The organism is Micromonospora sp. BL1, from assembly GCF_003667485.1.
GTDB lineage: Bacteria > Actinomycetota > Actinomycetes > Mycobacteriales > Micromonosporaceae > Micromonospora > Micromonospora tulbaghiae.
In genome coordinates this window covers 25,647-41,090 of record NZ_RCVK01000160.1, presented here as the reverse complement: position 1 = coordinate 41,090, position 15,444 = coordinate 25,647, and the positions used below count along the sequence as shown (strand labels likewise).

Genomic DNA, 15,444 nt, shown 5'->3' with positions numbered 1-15,444 from the left:
CCGCGCCGCCCCCGCCGCCTCCCGGGATCACGCCGATCGCCCCGTCCCCACGCGGCGCCGTGCCGCCGGCCGAGGCCGGCGAGCCGTTCCGCCCGACGCTCACCACCGCGGCGATCAACAAGGCGCGGGCCGAGCGGCAGCGCACCGTCATCCCGCCCCGGCCCAAGACGAACCAGACCCCGGAACCGCCGACCGGTGGGTTCAGCGCCACCGACCTCAGCATCCCGGTGCCGGCCCCGCGTCCGCCCGCGCCGGAGGCGCCGCCGGGATCCCGGGCGAACTGGCCGCTGGTGAACAACGAGGACGACACCGCGCGGGAGCGGGAGGGCACCACCTACTCGTACGGGCGGGGCGTGGACGCGCCGAGCGACCCCGGCCGGGTCACGCCGCCGTGGCTCGCCGACGACCTGCCGCAGGAGCCGCCGATGCTGCGGCTGGTGGAGCCGCCGCCGCTCGCCGACCGCGCGCTGCGCGACGAGATGGGCCGGCCGGCCGACCCCGGTCTGGAGGCGCCCCCGCTGCGTCTGGTCGACCAGGGCGACCCGGGTCGCGTCCCGCTTCCCGCCGAGCCCGAGCGGCGTCCCGCCCCGAAGGAGCACCGGCCGCCGCCGGTCTCCGACGAGGGTGACGGCGACCTGCTGATCTTCGCCCAGGCCAAGTCCGCCTGGTTCGTCGGGCACGGCGACGAGGCCGACCTGGAGTGGTCGAGCACCGCCGACACCGGCTGGCAGGCGGCCGAGCAGGCGGCCCGCCCGGCCGTCGGCGCGGAGACCAAGGCCGGGCTGCCGAAGCGCGTGCCGCAGGCCAACCTGGTGCCGGGCTCCCCGCTGCGCGAGGAGCGTCCGCTGCGGATCGTCCGGAACGCGGCGAGCCTCGCCGAGAACACCACCGGATACTTCCGGGGCTGGCGGCGCGGCCAGGAGATCGGCGGCTTCGCCGTGGGCGGCCGTCCGGGCCGTGAGGCGGCTGGCGGCTGGGACTTCACCCGCGACACCGGTGACCGCGACGACGACCGGGAGTACGAGTACCGCTCGGCGGGCTACCGCTCCTGACCGGGCCCACCGGGGTGTTTCATCCCACACCGGGGCGATTTGACGCTGGGCTGGACCGGCCGGGAACATACCCGGCGGACCAGCGGCGGCGCCTGTTCGCCGGGGTGGGAAGGCGATTCCATTGGCGACACCGGCGTTCGACTCCACTGTGCTCACCCGGCGGGGCGTTCTCGCCGCCGCTGCCGGGAGCCTGCTGCTCGCCGGCTGCGCGCCTCAGGGCCAGCGGCCGGACGACGGCCCGTCCAGCAGCGCGCCGAGCGACCAGGACCTGATCGTCGGCGCGAGTCTGGAGCTGACCGGCGCCGGGGCGCTGCTCGGCGTCGCCCAGCGGCAGGCCCTGCAGCTCACCGCCGACTCGCTGAACCGCACCGGCTTACCGGTCGGGAACCTGGTCCGGTCGGTCCGGCTCCAGATCCTGGACAACGGCAGCAATCCCGAGGTCGCCGCACGCCACGCCGCCGACCTCACCCGGCTCGGGGCGCAGGCGCTCATCGGCGGCGTGCTCGGCGAGACCTCGATGGCCCTCGCGGCGGCCGCCCAGCGCGTCAAGACGCCCTTCCTGTCGCTCGGCTACGGTGACCGCATCACGCTGCCGCTGGAGGAGCGCACGTTCACCTACAAGCTCACCCCGGACGCCGTCGACATGGCGCGCCGCCTGGTGGAGCTGTTCGAGTCCAAGCGGATCCGGCGGGTGTCAGTGCTCGCCGCCGACGGGCTGCACGGCGACTCGGGTGTGCGGGCGATGCGGGAGGCGCTCGCCGGCAGCAGCACCGACCTGGCCCGCACGGTCCGCCTGCCGGCGTCCGGCCGCCGCTTCCGTGCCGCCGCCGAGCGCGTCGCCGGCAGCCAGCGGGACGGCGTGGTGGTCTGGGGTACCGCACCCGACTCCGGTGTCGCGGCGCGGGAACTGCGCGCCGCCGGCCACCGTGGCCCGATCTTCTTCGACGCCGGCGCGGTCGCCGACGACACCGTCCAGGGGGCGAACGCCGCCGCCGTGGAGGGCGCGTACGCGGTGCACCCGGCCTGCCTGGACGTCTCCGCGGCCACCGCCACCACGACGGCGCAGCTGGCCCGCCGGGACTTCGTCAACCGCTACACGCAGCGGCACGGCGTCAGCCCGGACTTCGCCCCGTACGCCTCGGACGCGCTCCAGCTCGTCGCCACGTCGGCGCGGATGGCGACGAGCCTCGACCGGGGCCGGCTGCGGGCCCTCCTCCAGGCGCAGACGGTCGAGGGAATCGCCGGCGGGTACGCGTTCCGCGCCGACCGGCACGGCGGCATGGAGCCCGACTCGCTCTCCGTGTACCAGGTGTTCCGGGGCACCTGGACCCGCTTCGCCTGACCTCGGACGACAGCCGGTGAGCCTCCCGCGTGGAGGGTCACCGGCTGATCGCGTACCGTGTCCGACCCCGGACGGCAGGAAGCGCCCGGTGGCCCTGAGGCCGCCGGGCGCTTCCGCGTCGGTCAGGCGGGCGCGACGGCCCGCGAGCGCCGCATGGTGAGCACGTACTCGACCAGCGAGATCAGTACGTGCTTCGTGGACTCCCGGTTACGGGCGTCGCACGGCACCACCGGCACGTCGCGGGAGATCGCCAGCGCGTCCCGGACGTCCTGCGGATCGTGGTACTGCATGCCGTCGAAGCAGTTGATGGCCACCAGGTACGGCAGCCGCCGGTGCTCGAAGAAGTCGATGGCGGCGAAGCAGTCGGCGAGCCGTCGGGTGTCGACGAGCACCACCGCGCCGATCGCACCCCGGACCAACTCGTCCCACATGAACCAGAACCGCGTCTGACCCGGCGTACCGAACAGGTACAGGATCAGATCCCGGTCGATCGAGATACGACCGAAGTCCATCGCCACCGTGGTCGTCGTCTTGCCCGGCACCTGCCGGGTGTCGTCGACGCCGACACCGGCGGAGGTCATGATCGCCTCGGTGGTCAGCGGCGTGATCTCGGAGACCGAGCCGACCAGCGTCGTCTTGCCGACGCCGAACCCACCGGCGATAACGATCTTCGCCGACGTCACTCGGCCGCTCGGGGCCGGCGGCCGGTGCGACATGTCAGAGCCTGCGAAGTCCACTCAGCACCCTCTCCAGCAGTTCAGTGCCCACCGCGTCGTCGGAGTCGTCCAAAATGGTCGGCTCGTGGACCGCGACCAGGCCGTCCGTCGCCATGTCGGCGATGAGCACCCGGGCCACGCCGAGCGGAAGCTGCATCCGCGCCGCGATCTCGGCGAGCGACTGCACACGTCCGTCACACAACGCGGCGATGTACTGGTGTTCACGACCGTGGCCACCATTGCCAGTGGCAACCGCTCGGCCGCGCACCGTCGTCTCGACGAGTGCCTCCAGGGCGATGTCGAGCCGGGGACGGGTACGACCGCGGGTGACGGCGTACGGCCGGACCAACGCGCCGGTCGGCTCGTCACGATCCATGTCGCCGCTCACCTCCCTCGTACCCGGCACCGGCTCGCCCCGGTGACATCCGTCGCTGTCGTTGTTGTTCCCGCACCTGACCCACCGGCCAGCGCGTCATTCAGCCCATCATCCCCACAGCCGTGCGCGGCTGCGGCGTCAGGGCATCGCCCACCCGGTCCACGAGCAGGGCCATCTCGTACCCGACCTGACCCACGTCGCAGCTCCGCGCCGCCAGCACCGCGAACGACGATCCGTCCGAGATGGACATCAGGAACAGGAAGCCGTTGTCCATCTCGACGACTGTCTGCAACACCGCCCCGCCCTCGAAGCAGCGGGCCGCGCCCTGGGTGAGGCTGACCAGACCGGACGCGATCGCGGCGAGCTGGTCGGCGCGGTCCCGCGGAAGGTCACGGGACGAGGCGAGAAGCAGGCCGTCGGCCGAGACCGCGACCGCGTGCGCCACACCGGGCACCCGGTCGGCGAAGTTGGCGAGCAGCCATCCGAGATCCTGCGTAGTAGTCATCCTTGTTGCTCCTTCTGCCCGCTCCCGGCCACCGGGCCTGAGTCAGACTGCGAGGACTGCTGCCCGCCCGGAGTGCCCTCCGGGCCGGTCGTGTTGCTGTCGGTGTTACGCCCGCGCTGCACGCCCCGATGGTAGGCCGAGAGCAGACCCCGGACCCCCTCCGGTGTACGTCGCTGCACCGACGCGGAAGGCTTGTCGATGCTGCCCGGCACGAGCTGCGCCATCGGCGTCCGCTTCGGCAGGCCCTTCTGGGTGGTCTCCGCGACCGGCACCTCGGTGGCCGCCGAGGCGGCACGCCAGCCGTCGTCGGCCGCGGTCTGCCACGGGGAGGAGCCCTGCGGCGACGCGGACGGCTGCCGGGTGGGCAACCCGCCGGTGTACGCGGGACGGGTGTTCCCGTTCGCCGCGCCGTTGTCACGCGGTGCTCCGCCGGCCGTCGGAGTGTGTGCCATCGGTGTGTTACCTGTCGTTGCGGGTGTCGTCTGCGGCACGGGCCGGCCGGCCGTGTCCACCTTGGCGAACTGCTGGGTGGCGGCGCCGCCGTTCGTCGTCGCGGCCGGTGCCGCCGACTCCTCGTTGGGCCCGGGCCGGCGGGTGCGGAACCACGCCGACTCCAGCTCCCGGAAGATCGGCAGCTCCATCGTCTCGTCCGCGTACCGCTGGCGGTTGCCCGCCTGCTGCGGCGTGGCCGGCCGCGACGCCGGTGCCGCCGGGGTGGCGGGCCGGGTCTCGGACGGCCGGCTCGCGGCCGGAGCGGCGGACGGCTGGCCGGCCGTCGGCCGCGGGGTGGCCGGCATCTCCGTGCGCGGCACCCGGGGCAGCTCGGTGGTCATGTCCATGCCGCTCGTCCGCCGTTCCGGCGCCGGCGCGGGCGTCGGCGCGACCGGGGGCCAGACCGGCGGTGCGCTGACACCCGGCGCGGGCATCGGGCGCGTCTGCGGCTGGTTCGCCGGCGGCGCGGAGGCCGGGTGTCCGGCGGCGGGCTGCCCGGAGATCGGAGCGGCCGACGCGGGATGCCCGGAGACCGGGGCGGCCGAGACCGGACGGTACGGCAGCGGGTCGCCGGAGACCGGCGCCGCGGAGACCGGACGGCCCGAGAACGGGTCGCCGGAGACCGGTGCGGCCGAGACCGGGCGGTACGGGTTGCCGGAGACCGGTGCGCCGGAGACCGGGGGCAGCGGCGGCGCGGACACCGGCGGGACCGGCGGCGCGGAGACCGGCGGCGGGCTGTAGGGCCGCGCCTCCGGGCTGCTCGGCAGCTGGCGCGGGATCGCCGGCTGCTGGCCGCTGGTGCCCGGGTCGCCCTCGCCCGGGTTGCGCCGCTGCGGCAGCGGCTCGAATCCCTGGCCGTTCGAGGGCCGGGAGCCGAAACCGCCGTCCCCACCGGACGGGTTGGCGCCGGTCAGGTCGGACCAGGCCGGCATGGCCCGGCCGCCACCGGCGTTCGCCGGGGTGCCCGAGCCGTTGCGCGGCGCCGGGTCGAAGGCGCGGCCGCCGAGCGTGACCTGGTTGCCCGAGGAGCCCGGGTGCGGCGCCGGGGGCAGACCCGGCGGGTTGTTGTTGCCGAAGGCGGCCAGGGCGCCGAAGGCCGGCGTCGGTCCGCTCTGCTGCGGGGCGGCGGGCGGCAGGGCCGGCGCGCCCGGACCACGGCCGGCCAGGGCACGCGGCACCAGGACCGAGGTCGGCATCGTCACGTCGGCGACGGTGCCCCGGTCGGCGCCCGGTCGCAGCTCGACCCGGACCCCGTGCCGGGCGGCCAGCCGCGCGACCACGACCAGGCCCATCATCCGGGAGACCGCGACGTCCACCTGCGGCGGCGTGGCCAGCCGCTCGTTGAGGTCACGGAGCTGCTCCGGGCTGATGCCGATGCCCCGGTCCTCCACGTAGAGCGAGGCGCGGTCACCGACCCGCCGGGCCTCCACCATGACCTGCGAGTCCGGCGGGGAGAAGGCGGTGGCGTTGTCGAACAGCTCGGCGACCAGGTGCACCAGGTCGTTGACCGCGTGGGCGGCGACCTCGATGTCCCGGTCGATCACGCCGAACTCGATCCGGGTGTAGTGCTCGACCTCGGACTGGGCGGCGCGGAGCACGTCGATCAGGGCGGCGGGCTCGCGCTGCACACGGGTGGAGTCCGCGCCGGCGAGGACCAGCAGGTTCTCGTCGTTGCGGCGCATCCGGGTGGCCAGGTGGTCGAGCTGGAACAGCTCGGCCAGGCGGTCCGGGTCCTCCTCGCCGCGCTCCAGCCGGTCGAGGTGGCCGATCAGCCGGTCGACCAGGATCTGCGAACGGCGGGCCAGGTTGACGAACATGGTCGCGACCGACGCCCGCAGGGCGGCCTGCTCGGCGGCGGTCCGGACGGCCTCCAGGTGGACGGCGTTGAACGCCTCGGTCACCTGGCCGAACTCGTCCTTGCTGCGCACCGGCAGCGGCTCGGCGATCTGGTTCGCCAGTTGCACCGGGGAGAGCTGGCCGGTCACCTGCGGGTCGCGCAGCCGGGCGACCGCCTGCGGCAGCCCGTACTGGGCCACCGCCAGGGCGCCCTGGCGCAGGTCGCGCAGCGAGCGGGCCATGGAGCGGGCCACCAGGTACGCGAACAGGATGGCCAGCAGCAGCATGGTGAGCAGCAGGCCGGTCTCCAGGAACACCTGGCGCTGGGTGTCCGAACGCAGTGCGTCGGCCTGCCGGACCACGTTGCCGTCGAGCCGGGCCTCCACGGTCCGGATCAGTTCGGCGTTGGCGACCATGGTCTGGTCCCACTGGTCCGACCCGAACGGGGCGTTCTCCATCGAGCCGCTGTTGTTGCCCGAGATGAAACTGGTGAAGCGGTCGGCCTTGCGCAGGTCGGGCCCGGAGACGGTCTGCTCGTAGAACAGCTTGTCGGGCTCGGTGGCGACGGCCTGGAAGGTCGCCAGCGACTGCGACTGGCCGGTGCCGCTGGCGATGAACTGCTCGCGCAGCGCGGCGGTGTACTGGTTCTGGGTGAGCGCCTGGTGGACCACGACCCGGCGCTGGGTCAGGTATTCCTTCTGCCGGGCCACGGCGGCCGCCGCGCGCATCCGGTCGCTCAGGTCGTTGTCGCCGGCGAGCTGGGTGGCCGAGTCGCGGATCGCCAGCAGGTCCTCGATCAGCTGCCGGTACGCCTGGTCGGCGTCATTGATCTTGAGCTTGCCGTTCAGCACCTGGCTGCGGGTCGCCGGCAGATCCTTGAGCTGGGTGTCGATCGTGTCCAGCAGCCCGACGAAGTTGCGGGGCAGGTCGTCGATCTCGCCACGCTGCCGCAGGTAGGACGACTTCCTCTGGTCCACCCGCTGGTTGGCGCGGTTGTAACCCTCCTGGTACTGCGCCCGGGTCTGGAACTCCTTCGCGCCGAGGAAGAGCACGGCACCGACCCGCTCGTCCTGCACGCTGTCGACCAGGTCACCCGAGTAGCCGATCAGATTGGCCAGATCCCCCGCCCGGTTGGCATTGTTGAGCGTCTCCAGGTGGTCGACGAGACCACTGGTGCCCACCACGACCGTGGCGATGGTCGGCACGATCATGATCAGACCGAGCTTGGACCAGATCGGCATGTCGCGCAGCCGACTCATCGGCCGGCGCAGCCGCGACAGGAAGGAGCCCGCCGTCGTTGGCCGTTTGCTCACGTCACCGCCCTCGCATTACCGCGCCCCGCGCCACCCTGAGGGCAACGCCGAGCGACCGACCCGGCGGGTCGGACCTCCGAGATTCCATCACGCCGCTCCGCAAAGAGAAAGACCAGGTTGTCCCTCACCGGAGGTGTGATGAGATGTTGATGCAATTTGATAGCAATCCGTCTGGCCGGAGTCACTGAAGGTAATGGAACACCCGCACCGCGTCGTCTTGCTCGCCGGCCCCTCCGGGTCGGGAAAGTCATACATAGCCCAGCGAACCGGACTTCCGGTGCTCTGCCTGGACGACTTCTACAAGGACGGCGATGACCCTACGTGTCCGCGTCGAAACGGACAGGTGGATTGGGAGTCCCCCTTGTCCTGGGATGCGGACACGGCGGTGCAAACAATCGCCCGACTGGCTCGTGAGGGCAAGGCCGAAGTGCCGGTTTATGCGATCGGCGCAGACCGTCGGGTAGCCACCCGGCCATTCGATGTCGACGGATCGCCAATCTTCGTCGCCGAGGGGATCTTCGCGGCCGAGATCGTGGCCGAGTGCCGGCGACTCGGGCTGCTCGCCGGGGCGTACGCGTTGCGCCGCCCGCGCGGGGCGACGTTCCTGCGCCGCCTCGCCCGGGACCTCGCCGAGCAGCGCAAGGCGCCCCGGGTGCTGCTCCGGCGCGGAGTCGCGCTGCTGCGCGCCGAGCCGGCCGTGCTGCGCCGGCAGACCGGGCTGGGCGCCGAGGCGGCCCGGGCCGGGCAGGTGCTGCGCGGGGTGGCCGCACTGCTCTCCGGCCACCCCCGCCAGTCGTGATCAGCCGATCATCTCGGCGTACGCCGGCTTGATCACCTCGTCGATGATCCGCAGCCGCTCGTCGAACGGGATGAACGCGCTCTTCATCGCGTTGATGGTGAACCACTGGAGTTCCTTCCAGCCGTAGCCGAAGGCCTCCACCAGCAGCGCCATCTCCCGCGACATCGAGGTGCCGCTCATCAGCCGGTTGTCGGTGTTCACCGTCACCCGGAACCGCAGGTCGCGCAGCAGCCCGATCGGGTGGTCGGCGATCGAGGCCGCGGCACCGGTCTGCACGTTCGACGACGGGCACAGCTCCAGCGGGATGCGCTTGTCCCGCACGTACGCGGCCAGCCGGCCCAGCACCGGCGGGTTGCCCGGGGTGATGTCGTCGACGATGCGTACGCCGTGGCCGAGCCGGTCGGCGCCGCACCACTGGATCGCCTGCCAGATGGACGGCAGGCCGAACGCCTCGCCGGCGTGGATGGTGAAGTGGAAGTTCTCCCGCTGGAGGTACTCGAACGCGTCCAGGTGCCGGGTGGGCGGGAAGCCCGCCTCGGCGCCGGCGATGTCGAAGCCGACCACCCCGGTGTCGCGGTGCCGTACGGCCAGCTCGGCGATCTCCTGCGAGCGGGCCGCGTGCCGCATCGCGGTCAGCAGCGTGCCGATCCGGATCGGGCTGCCCGCCTCGGCGGCCAGCGCGCTGCCCTCCCGGAACCCGGTGACCACCGCGTCGACCACCTCGTCCAGGGTCAGGTTCTGCTCCAGGTGCTGCTCCGGCGCGAACCGCACCTCGGCGTAGACCACACCGTCGGCGGCCAGGTCCAGCGCGCACTCGCGGGCGACCCGGCGCAACGCGGTGGCGGTCTGCATGACCGCCACCGTGTGCGCGAACGTCTCCAGGTAGCGCTCCAGCGAGCCGGAGTTCGCCGCCTCGGTGAACCAGACGCCGAGCGCCGCCGGGTCGGTGGTGGGCAGTTCGTGGCCGACCTCGGCGGCCAGTTCGACGATCGTCGCGGGCCGCAGGCCGCCGTCGAGGTGATCGTGCAGCAGCGCCTTCGGGACCTTGACGATGTCCTCGTACGAGATTGCGACCATGCTCAGACCCTAGTCACCCCCGGTACGGGCGCGGCGGTGGACCGGGCCGGTCAGGGCCGCCAGCCGTACACCCGTTCCACCGCGAGCCGCAGCACCACCCGCCCGTCGGCCACCATGGCGGCCCGGTAGTCGGCCCAGTCCGGGTGCTCGCCCCGGATCCGCCGGTACACCTCGACCAGTTCGTCGACCGTGGCGTCGTCGGTGGCGGCGGCCGGCGGGGTGAGCGTCACGGTGCCCTCGGCGACCGCGTACGCCCCGCCGTCGGCGGTGGTCACGTGGAAGCTGGCCCGGGGATCGCGGCGCAGGTTGCGCACCTTCGCCCGGTCCCCGGTGGTGGAGCAGCGGATCAGGCCCGGCTCGGCCAGGTAGTCGAGGTTGGACAGCTGGGGACGGCCGTCCCGGCGCAGCGTGACGAGCACCCCGCGCCCGCGCTCGCCGAACAGCTCCCAGAGCCGGGCGCTCACGGCGCTCACGCGTTCACCCGCAGCGGCGCGAGCGCGGCGGCCAGCCGGGCGAGCTGGTCGAGCATGAGCGCGGCGGCCTCCTCCCGGCCCGGGTCGGGTCGCAGCTCGCCCGACTCGTCCAGCGCCTGCCGCAGGAAGACGACCACCTGGTCGTTGACCGGGGTCATGTTCAGCGTGGTCACCACCTGCTTGATCATCTGCACCGCGCGCAGACCGCCGGAGGTCATGCCGTAGCTGACGAAGCCCACCGGCTTGTGCTGCCACTCGTGGTAGAGGTAGTCGATCGCGTTCTTCAGCGGGGCGCTGAAGCCGTAGTTGTACTCCGGCATCACCAGGACGAAGGCGTCTCCGGCGTCGATCTCGGCGCTCCAGGCGCGGGTGTGCTCGTGCAGGTAGACCCGCTCGGACGGGTGGTGCGGCTCGTCGTGGAAGGGCAACCCGATCTCGGCCAGGTCGAGGAGGCGTACCTCGTCGAAGCCGGCGTGGCGGACGGCGGCCTCGGTGAACCAGTCACCGATGCGGCGGCCGACCCGGCCGGGGCGGGTGCTGGCGACGACGACGTTCAGGCGGGGCATGGTGAGGTCACTCCTGTCGGGGCGGCGGCCGGGGCCGGCGTGGTGAGTCGGGGAACGAACCAGGCGACGATCGGCCCGATGCCGATCGCGTAGAGCAGGGTGCCGGGGCCGACGGCGCCGCCGAGCAGCCACCCGACCGCCAGCACCGTCACCTCGATCCCGGTGCGGGCCGGGCCGAGCGGCAGGCCACGGGCGGCCAGGCCGGTCATCAACCCGTCCCGCGGGCCGGGGCCGAGCCGGGCGCCGAGGTAGAGCGCGGTGGCGAGGCCGTTGAGCAGGACGCCCGCGGCCAGCAGGCCGATCCGGCCGGCGAGCGGGTCGACCGGCGGCAGCAGGGCCAGCGTCGCGTCGAGAGCCAGGCCGACGAGCGCGACGTTCGCCACGGTGCCGACGCCCGGACGCTGCCGCAGCGGGATCCACAGCAGCAGCACCAGCAGCGCCACGCCGTTGACCAGCAGGCCCATCGGCAGGCCGGTGCGGTCGGCGAGACCCTGGTGCAACACGTCCCAGGAGGCGAGCCCGAGGTCGGCGCGGACCATCAGCGCGACGCTGACGCCGAACAGAGCCAGGCCGGTGAGCAGCCGCACCAGCCGGGACGGCAGTTTGGTTGACATGTCATCAACCTAGGCCGCAACTTGGTGACATGTCAACAACACCGGTAGGATCGGCGCATGGACGAACCGCGCTGGCTGGACGAGCAGGAGAACCGCGCGTGGCGCGGCTACCGCCGCATGCGCCGCCTGCTCGACCTGGAACTGGCCCGGGAGCTGATGCAGGACGCCGGCCTCTCCGAGCCGGACTACGACGTCCTGAGCGACCTGTCCGAGACCCCTGAACAACGACTCCGGCTCAGCGAACTCGCCGACCGGATGCTCTGGTCCCGCAGCCGCCTGTCCCACCACATCTCCCGGATGCAGCAACGCGGCCTGGTCAGCCGGGAGGAGTGCGCCACCGACGGCCGCGGCTCGGTCGTCGTGCTCACCCCGGCCGGGCGCCGGGCCGTCGAAGCCGCCGCGCCCGGGCACGTGGCCGCCGTCCGCCGGCACCTGATCGACCGACTCACCCCGGCCGAGGTGGCCGCGCTCGGCACGCTCAGCCAACGGGTGATCGACCACCTCACCGGCCGTCCCACCGGCCGCCCGGAAGCGGCGGAGGGCTGAGCCGTGGACGACCGCGTCCTCGCCCGGCTGCGCTGCCCGGTCTGCGCCGAACCGCTCGCCGAGGCCACCGCCGGCACCGCACGCGCGCTGCGCTGTCCGCGCGGGCACAGCTTCGACATCGCCCGGCAGGGATACGTGAACCTGCTCGCCGGTCGCGCCCCGCACACCGGGGACAGCGCCGAGATGGTCGCCGCCCGCGCCGGCTTCCTCGCCGCCGGCCACTACGACACCGTCGCCGCCGCGCTCGCCGGCACCGCGGTACGCGTCGCGGGCTCCGACCCGTACCCCCTGGTGGTCGATGCCGGCGCCGGCACCGGGCACTACCTCGCGGCGGTGCTGGCGGCGCTGCCGGACGCCGCCGGCCTGGCCCTGGACGTCTCCAAGCCGGCGCTGCGCCGCGCGGCCCGGGCGCACCCGCGGGCCGCCGCCGCGCTGGCCGACACGTGGCAGCGGCTGCCGCTGGCCGACCGGTCCACCGCCGTGCTGCTGAACGTGTTCGCGCCGCGCAACGGCCCCGAGTTCCACCGGGTGCTCGACCCCGGCGGCGCGCTGCTGGTGGTCACCCCGGCCGCCGACCATCTCGCCGAACTCGTCGACGCGCTGGACCTGCTGCGGGTGGACCCGGACAAGGCCGACCGGGTCGCCGGCAGCCTCGGTGGCCACTTCGCCGAGGAGTCCGCGACCGGGCACCGGGCCCGGCTCGCGCTCACCCGCGCCGAGGTGACCACGCTCGTCGGGATGGGACCGAGCGCCTGGCACGCCGACCCGCAACGGCTCGCCGCGCGCATCGCCGCGCTGCCCGAGCCGGTGCCGGTCACGCTCTCGGTCCGGCTCGGCGTGCACCGCCCGCGCTGACCCGCCTCAGGTGGAGAGGTCGACCTCTTCCCAGCCCGGCGGTTCGTCGTGGTACGGCCCACGCAGCACCACCGCCCACTCCAGCGCCCACCGGCGCTGCCCGATCGCGTTCGCGTCCACCAGCCCCGGCAGCGCGCCGCCGGCCTTCTCGGTCTCCAGGTACGCCCAGTCCAGGCAGTAGTGCAGGTCGAGCAGGGCCGCGGCGTCACCGGGATGCTGCGGCGCGGCCAGGATCCGGGCCCGCCACTGGCCGAACGTCTCCCCCGCGACCAGGTTCGGCATCCGCTCGACCAGCCGCTCGTCCACCGGCACCGTCGGGTCCAGCTCCTTGGCCAGTCCGAGCACCCAGGCCAGCGAGAACAAGGCGTCGTGGTGCAGCACGAACGACCTGTGGTCGCCCCGGCCGCCCATCACGAACTGCCACTCCGGCGGCGTCACCGAGTCGACCAGGTGCGACTCCAGCAGCCAGCCCGTCGCCGCCTGCGCGGGCATCCCGAAGCAGCGGGCCAGGATCACGTGCAGCACCGCGATCCGCGCCTCGATCTCCGGGGTCGGACGCAGTTCGATCTCGTCGCCCGGCTCCCACACCAGCGGGAACTGCGGTGGCGGCAGCGGAAGACCCAGCCGGGACAACTCGTCCAGGCTCGCCTCCCGGACGGCCCGGGGATCGGGAGCGGGTACGCGCACGGTCAAGCCCCTGTCTGCTCACCTCGGCTCGTCGCCGGCCGATCCCCCCTGGCCTGGGAGGATAGCGGCTCCGGCCAGGCCGGCACCATGGGCGGTCCCGGTCAGCCGATCCGCTCGACGACGAGCGGCGTCGTCTCCGGTGCGTCCGGCGCGATCCGTACCGCCCGGCGCGCCTCGGTCAGCGCGGCCGGGATCCGCTCGGCGTGCTCGGCGCGCAGCTCGAACAGCGGGTCACCGGCGCGCACCCGGTCACCGGGACGCCGGTGCAGCACCACGCCGGCCGGGATGCTCACCGGGTCCTCCTTGCGGGCCCGGCCCGCGCCGAGCCGCCAGGCCGCGACCCCGATGGCGTACGCGTCGACCTCGGCGACCCACCCGTCCTCGGCCGCGGTCACCACCTCGACCTCGTTCGCGACGGGCATCGGGGCGTCCGGGTCACCGCCCTGCGCCCGGATCATCGTGCGCCAGGAGTCCATCGCCCGGCCGTCCCGCAGCGCCGCGGCCGGGTCGGCGTCCGGCAGGCCGGCCGCGTCGAGCATCTCCCGGGCCAGCGCCAGCGTCAGCTCCACCACGTCGGCCGGACCGCCACCGGCGAGCACCTCCACCGACTCGGTCACCTCGACCGCGTTGCCCACGGCCAGGCCGAGCGGGGTGGACATGTCGGTGAGCAGGGCGACGGTCCGCACGCCGTGCGCACCGCCCAGCTCGACCATGGTTCGGGCCAGCTCGCGGGCGTCGTCGACGTTCTTCATGAAGGCGCCGGAGCCGACCTTCACGTCGAGCACCAGCGCGCCGGTCCCCTCGGCGATCTTCTTGCTCATGATCGAGCTGGCGATCAGCGGGATCGCCTCGACAGTGCCGGTGACGTCGCGCAGCGCGTACAGCTTGCGGTCGGCCGGGGCGAGCCCGTCGCCGGCCGCGCAGATCACCGCGCCCACGTCGCGGAGCTGGGCGATGAACTCGTCGTTGGTGAGCGCCGCCCGCCAGCCCGGGATCGACTCCAGCTTGTCCAGCGTGCCGCCGGTGTGGCCCAGGCCCCGGCCGGACAGCTGCGGCACCGCCGCGCCGCACGCGGCCACCAGCGGGGTCAGCGGCAGCGTGATCTTGTCACCGACGCCGCCGGTGGAGTGCTTGTCCACGGTCGGCCGGGACACCGGCGACAGGTCGAGCCGCTCGCCGCTGGCGATCATGGCGGCCGTCCACCGGGCGATCTCCGGCGCGGTCATGCCGCGCAGCAGGATCGCCATGGCCAGCGCCGACATCTGCTCGTCGGCGACCAGACCCTTGGTGTACGCGTCGACCACCCAGTCGATCTGCCCGTCGCTCAGCACACCCCCGTCCCGCTTCGCCCGGATGACGTCAACCGCCGTAAAAGCACTCACCTTTGAGTTCCCATCAATAGATAGACAATCGTCGCGGTCGCACGCACCCCGCGAACGATGACCACGCCAGGCCGGGGCCGGACTTAACCCGACGCAACCCGGTCTCAACCCCAACGAACCGGAATCTCCGAAGGAGGCTCACCCTCACCAGCCCAGAAGATCGTGCCCGAGGCGTCCACCACCACCACGCGCGGCGTCCGAGCCAGCCCCCACTCGATCGCCCCGGCCGGGTCGTCCCAGGTCGAGCCCTCCTCCAGCACACCGGTCTCGGCGTCCGCGGTGTCACCGGACGACCGCTCCCAGTACGTCGTCCAGACCTGCTGCCCGGCGGACAGGTCGGGGTGCACGAACACGGTGCCCCGGCCCCGCCAGGCGGCCAGCCGGTCCGGCACCACAGGCACCGGATGCTCGCCGGTCACCGCCTCGATGTCGGCCACGTCGAAGGCGTGCGGCAGCAGCTCCGCCATCCGCAGCGGGCCGCCCTTCGCCTCGACCAGGCACTCCGGGCCGCCCTGCTCCCAGAGCAGCTGCCGGCACCGGCCGCACGGCATCAGCGGCTCACCGGTGGCGTCGACGCAGGACAGCGCCACGATCCGGCCCCCGCCGGTCGCGTGCAGCTGCGAGACCACGCCGCACTCGGCACAGAGCGTGACGCCGTACCCGGCGTTCTCCACGTTGCAGCCGACGACGACCCGGCCGTCGTCGACGAGCGCGGCGGCACCCACCGGGAACTTCGAGTACGGCACGTAGGCGTGCCGCATCACCTCGGTGGCGGCGGTACGCAACCGCTCCCAGTCGATCTCCATCACGACT

General features: G+C 73.5%; 15 protein-coding genes and 1 pseudogene. 5 read left to right on the top strand and 11 right to left on the bottom strand.

Annotated features, from left to right (window positions below):
- Together EAD96_RS06025 and EAD96_RS06020 are read left to right on the top strand one after the other, a co-directional pair.
- Window positions 1-1,052, top strand: a pseudogene (locus EAD96_RS06025) (transposase); the annotation flags it as partial.
- A gap of 121 nt (window positions 1,053-1,173) precedes the next feature.
- Window positions 1,174-2,394, top strand: a complete 1,221-nt coding sequence (locus tag EAD96_RS06020; RefSeq protein WP_121683553.1) for an ABC transporter substrate-binding protein — start codon at window positions 1,174-1,176, stop codon at window positions 2,392-2,394.
- A 122-nt stretch (window positions 2,395-2,516) separates the two neighbouring features.
- Here the strand turns inward: EAD96_RS06020 and EAD96_RS06015 are convergent, their stop codons facing one another.
- The 4 genes from EAD96_RS06015 to EAD96_RS06000 all read right to left on the bottom strand — a co-directional run bounded on the left by EAD96_RS06015 (window position 2,517) and on the right by EAD96_RS06000 (window position 7,632).
- Complete coding sequence (locus tag EAD96_RS06015) at window positions 2,517-3,110, bottom strand: ATP/GTP-binding protein (protein WP_030501201.1); 594 nt, start codon at window positions 3,108-3,110, stop codon at window positions 2,517-2,519.
- 1 nt (window position 3,111) lies between these two features.
- Entirely contained in the window at window positions 3,112-3,486 is a 375-nt protein-coding gene (locus EAD96_RS06010) for a DUF742 domain-containing protein (protein ID WP_073827018.1), read from the bottom strand.
- A gap of 100 nt (window positions 3,487-3,586) precedes the next feature.
- The gene (locus EAD96_RS06005; protein WP_013283992.1) at window positions 3,587-3,991 is read right to left on the bottom strand and encodes a roadblock/LC7 domain-containing protein; all 405 of its coding nucleotides are present in this window, start codon (window positions 3,989-3,991) and stop codon (window positions 3,587-3,589) included.
- A complete protein-coding gene (locus EAD96_RS06000; protein ID WP_121683552.1) occupies window positions 3,988-7,632 on the bottom strand; it encodes a nitrate- and nitrite sensing domain-containing protein in 3,645 nt (1,214 codons plus the stop codon). The genes EAD96_RS06005 and EAD96_RS06000 overlap by 4 nt, the downstream gene beginning before the upstream one ends.
- Window positions 7,633-8,059: 427 nt before the next feature.
- Here EAD96_RS06000 and EAD96_RS31460 point away from each other — a divergent pair, with 427 nt between their 5' ends.
- Window positions 8,060-8,431, top strand: coding sequence for a hypothetical protein (locus tag EAD96_RS31460; protein WP_232236649.1), 372 nt, complete (start codon window positions 8,060-8,062; stop codon window positions 8,429-8,431).
- Here EAD96_RS31460 and EAD96_RS05990 read toward each other — a convergent pair whose 3' ends face one another.
- Genes EAD96_RS05990 through EAD96_RS05975 form a run of 4 tightly spaced genes read right to left on the bottom strand, consistent with a single transcriptional unit; the run spans window position 8,432 to window position 11,161 of the window.
- Entirely contained in the window at window positions 8,432-9,508 is a 1,077-nt protein-coding gene (locus tag EAD96_RS05990; protein WP_121683551.1) for an adenosine deaminase, read from the bottom strand.
- A gap of 50 nt (window positions 9,509-9,558) precedes the next feature.
- A complete protein-coding gene (locus tag EAD96_RS05985; RefSeq protein ID WP_047892650.1) occupies window positions 9,559-9,981 on the bottom strand; it encodes a PPOX class F420-dependent oxidoreductase in 423 nt (140 codons plus the stop codon).
- Window positions 9,978-10,547, bottom strand: a complete 570-nt coding sequence (locus tag EAD96_RS05980; protein ID WP_121683550.1) for an NADPH-dependent FMN reductase — start codon at window positions 10,545-10,547, stop codon at window positions 9,978-9,980. Before EAD96_RS05980 ends, EAD96_RS05985 begins: the two co-directional genes overlap by 4 nt.
- Entirely contained in the window at window positions 10,535-11,161 is a 627-nt protein-coding gene (locus EAD96_RS05975; RefSeq protein WP_120571689.1) for a YitT family protein, read from the bottom strand. The genes EAD96_RS05980 and EAD96_RS05975 overlap by 13 nt, the downstream gene beginning before the upstream one ends.
- 57 nt (window positions 11,162-11,218) lie before the next feature.
- Here EAD96_RS05975 and EAD96_RS05970 point away from each other — a divergent pair, with 57 nt between their 5' ends.
- Together EAD96_RS05970 and EAD96_RS05965 are read left to right on the top strand one after the other, a co-directional pair.
- Entirely contained in the window at window positions 11,219-11,707 is a 489-nt protein-coding gene (locus EAD96_RS05970) for a MarR family winged helix-turn-helix transcriptional regulator (RefSeq protein WP_121683549.1), read from the top strand.
- A 3-nt stretch (window positions 11,708-11,710) separates the two neighbouring features.
- Window positions 11,711-12,562, top strand: a complete 852-nt coding sequence (locus EAD96_RS05965; RefSeq protein WP_121683548.1) for a putative RNA methyltransferase — start codon at window positions 11,711-11,713, stop codon at window positions 12,560-12,562.
- Window positions 12,563-12,568: 6 nt separating this feature from the next.
- On the opposite strand, the gene EAD96_RS05960 is transcribed toward EAD96_RS05965, so the two are convergent.
- The 3 genes from EAD96_RS05960 to EAD96_RS05950 all read right to left on the bottom strand — a co-directional run bounded on the left by EAD96_RS05960 (window position 12,569) and on the right by EAD96_RS05950 (window position 15,437).
- Window positions 12,569-13,249: a DUF4272 domain-containing protein gene (locus tag EAD96_RS05960; protein WP_091416214.1), complete on the bottom strand. Its 681-nt coding sequence runs from the start codon at window positions 13,247-13,249 to the stop codon at window positions 12,569-12,571.
- Window positions 13,250-13,350: 101 nt separating this feature from the next.
- Window positions 13,351-14,631 carry a thymidine phosphorylase gene (locus tag EAD96_RS05955; RefSeq protein ID WP_121683547.1) on the bottom strand — a complete coding sequence of 427 codons (1,281 nt, stop codon included), beginning with the start codon at window positions 14,629-14,631 and terminating at the stop codon, window positions 13,351-13,353.
- 104 nt (window positions 14,632-14,735) lie between these two features.
- Window positions 14,736-15,437, bottom strand: coding sequence for a cytidine deaminase (locus tag EAD96_RS05950; RefSeq protein ID WP_120573979.1), 702 nt, complete (start codon window positions 15,435-15,437; stop codon window positions 14,736-14,738).
- Between the last annotated feature and the right edge of the window lie 7 nt (window positions 15,438-15,444).

Bases quoted from the DNA above. Each gene is read 5' to 3' on its own strand.
- EAD96_RS06005 (WP_013283992.1), bottom strand. From the start codon at position 3,991: ATGACTACTACGCAGGATCTCGGATGGCTGCTCGCCAACTTCGCCGAC.
- EAD96_RS05950 (WP_120573979.1), bottom strand. From the start codon at position 15,437: ATGGAGATCGACTGGGAGCGGTTGCGTACCGCCGCCACCGAGGTGATG.
- EAD96_RS06015 (WP_030501201.1), bottom strand. From the start codon at position 3,110: ATGTCGCACCGGCCGCCGGCCCCGAGCGGCCGAGTGACGTCGGCGAAG.
- EAD96_RS06010 (WP_073827018.1), bottom strand. From the start codon at position 3,486: ATGGATCGTGACGAGCCGACCGGCGCGTTGGTCCGGCCGTACGCCGTC.
- EAD96_RS05990 (WP_121683551.1), bottom strand. From the start codon at position 9,508: ATGGTCGCAATCTCGTACGAGGACATCGTCAAGGTCCCGAAGGCGCTG.
- EAD96_RS05970 (WP_121683549.1), top strand. From the start codon at position 11,219: ATGGACGAACCGCGCTGGCTGGACGAGCAGGAGAACCGCGCGTGGCGC.
- EAD96_RS05980 (WP_121683550.1), bottom strand. From the start codon at position 10,547: ATGCCCCGCCTGAACGTCGTCGTCGCCAGCACCCGCCCCGGCCGGGTC.
- EAD96_RS05975 (WP_120571689.1), bottom strand. From the start codon at position 11,161: ATGTCAACCAAACTGCCGTCCCGGCTGGTGCGGCTGCTCACCGGCCTG.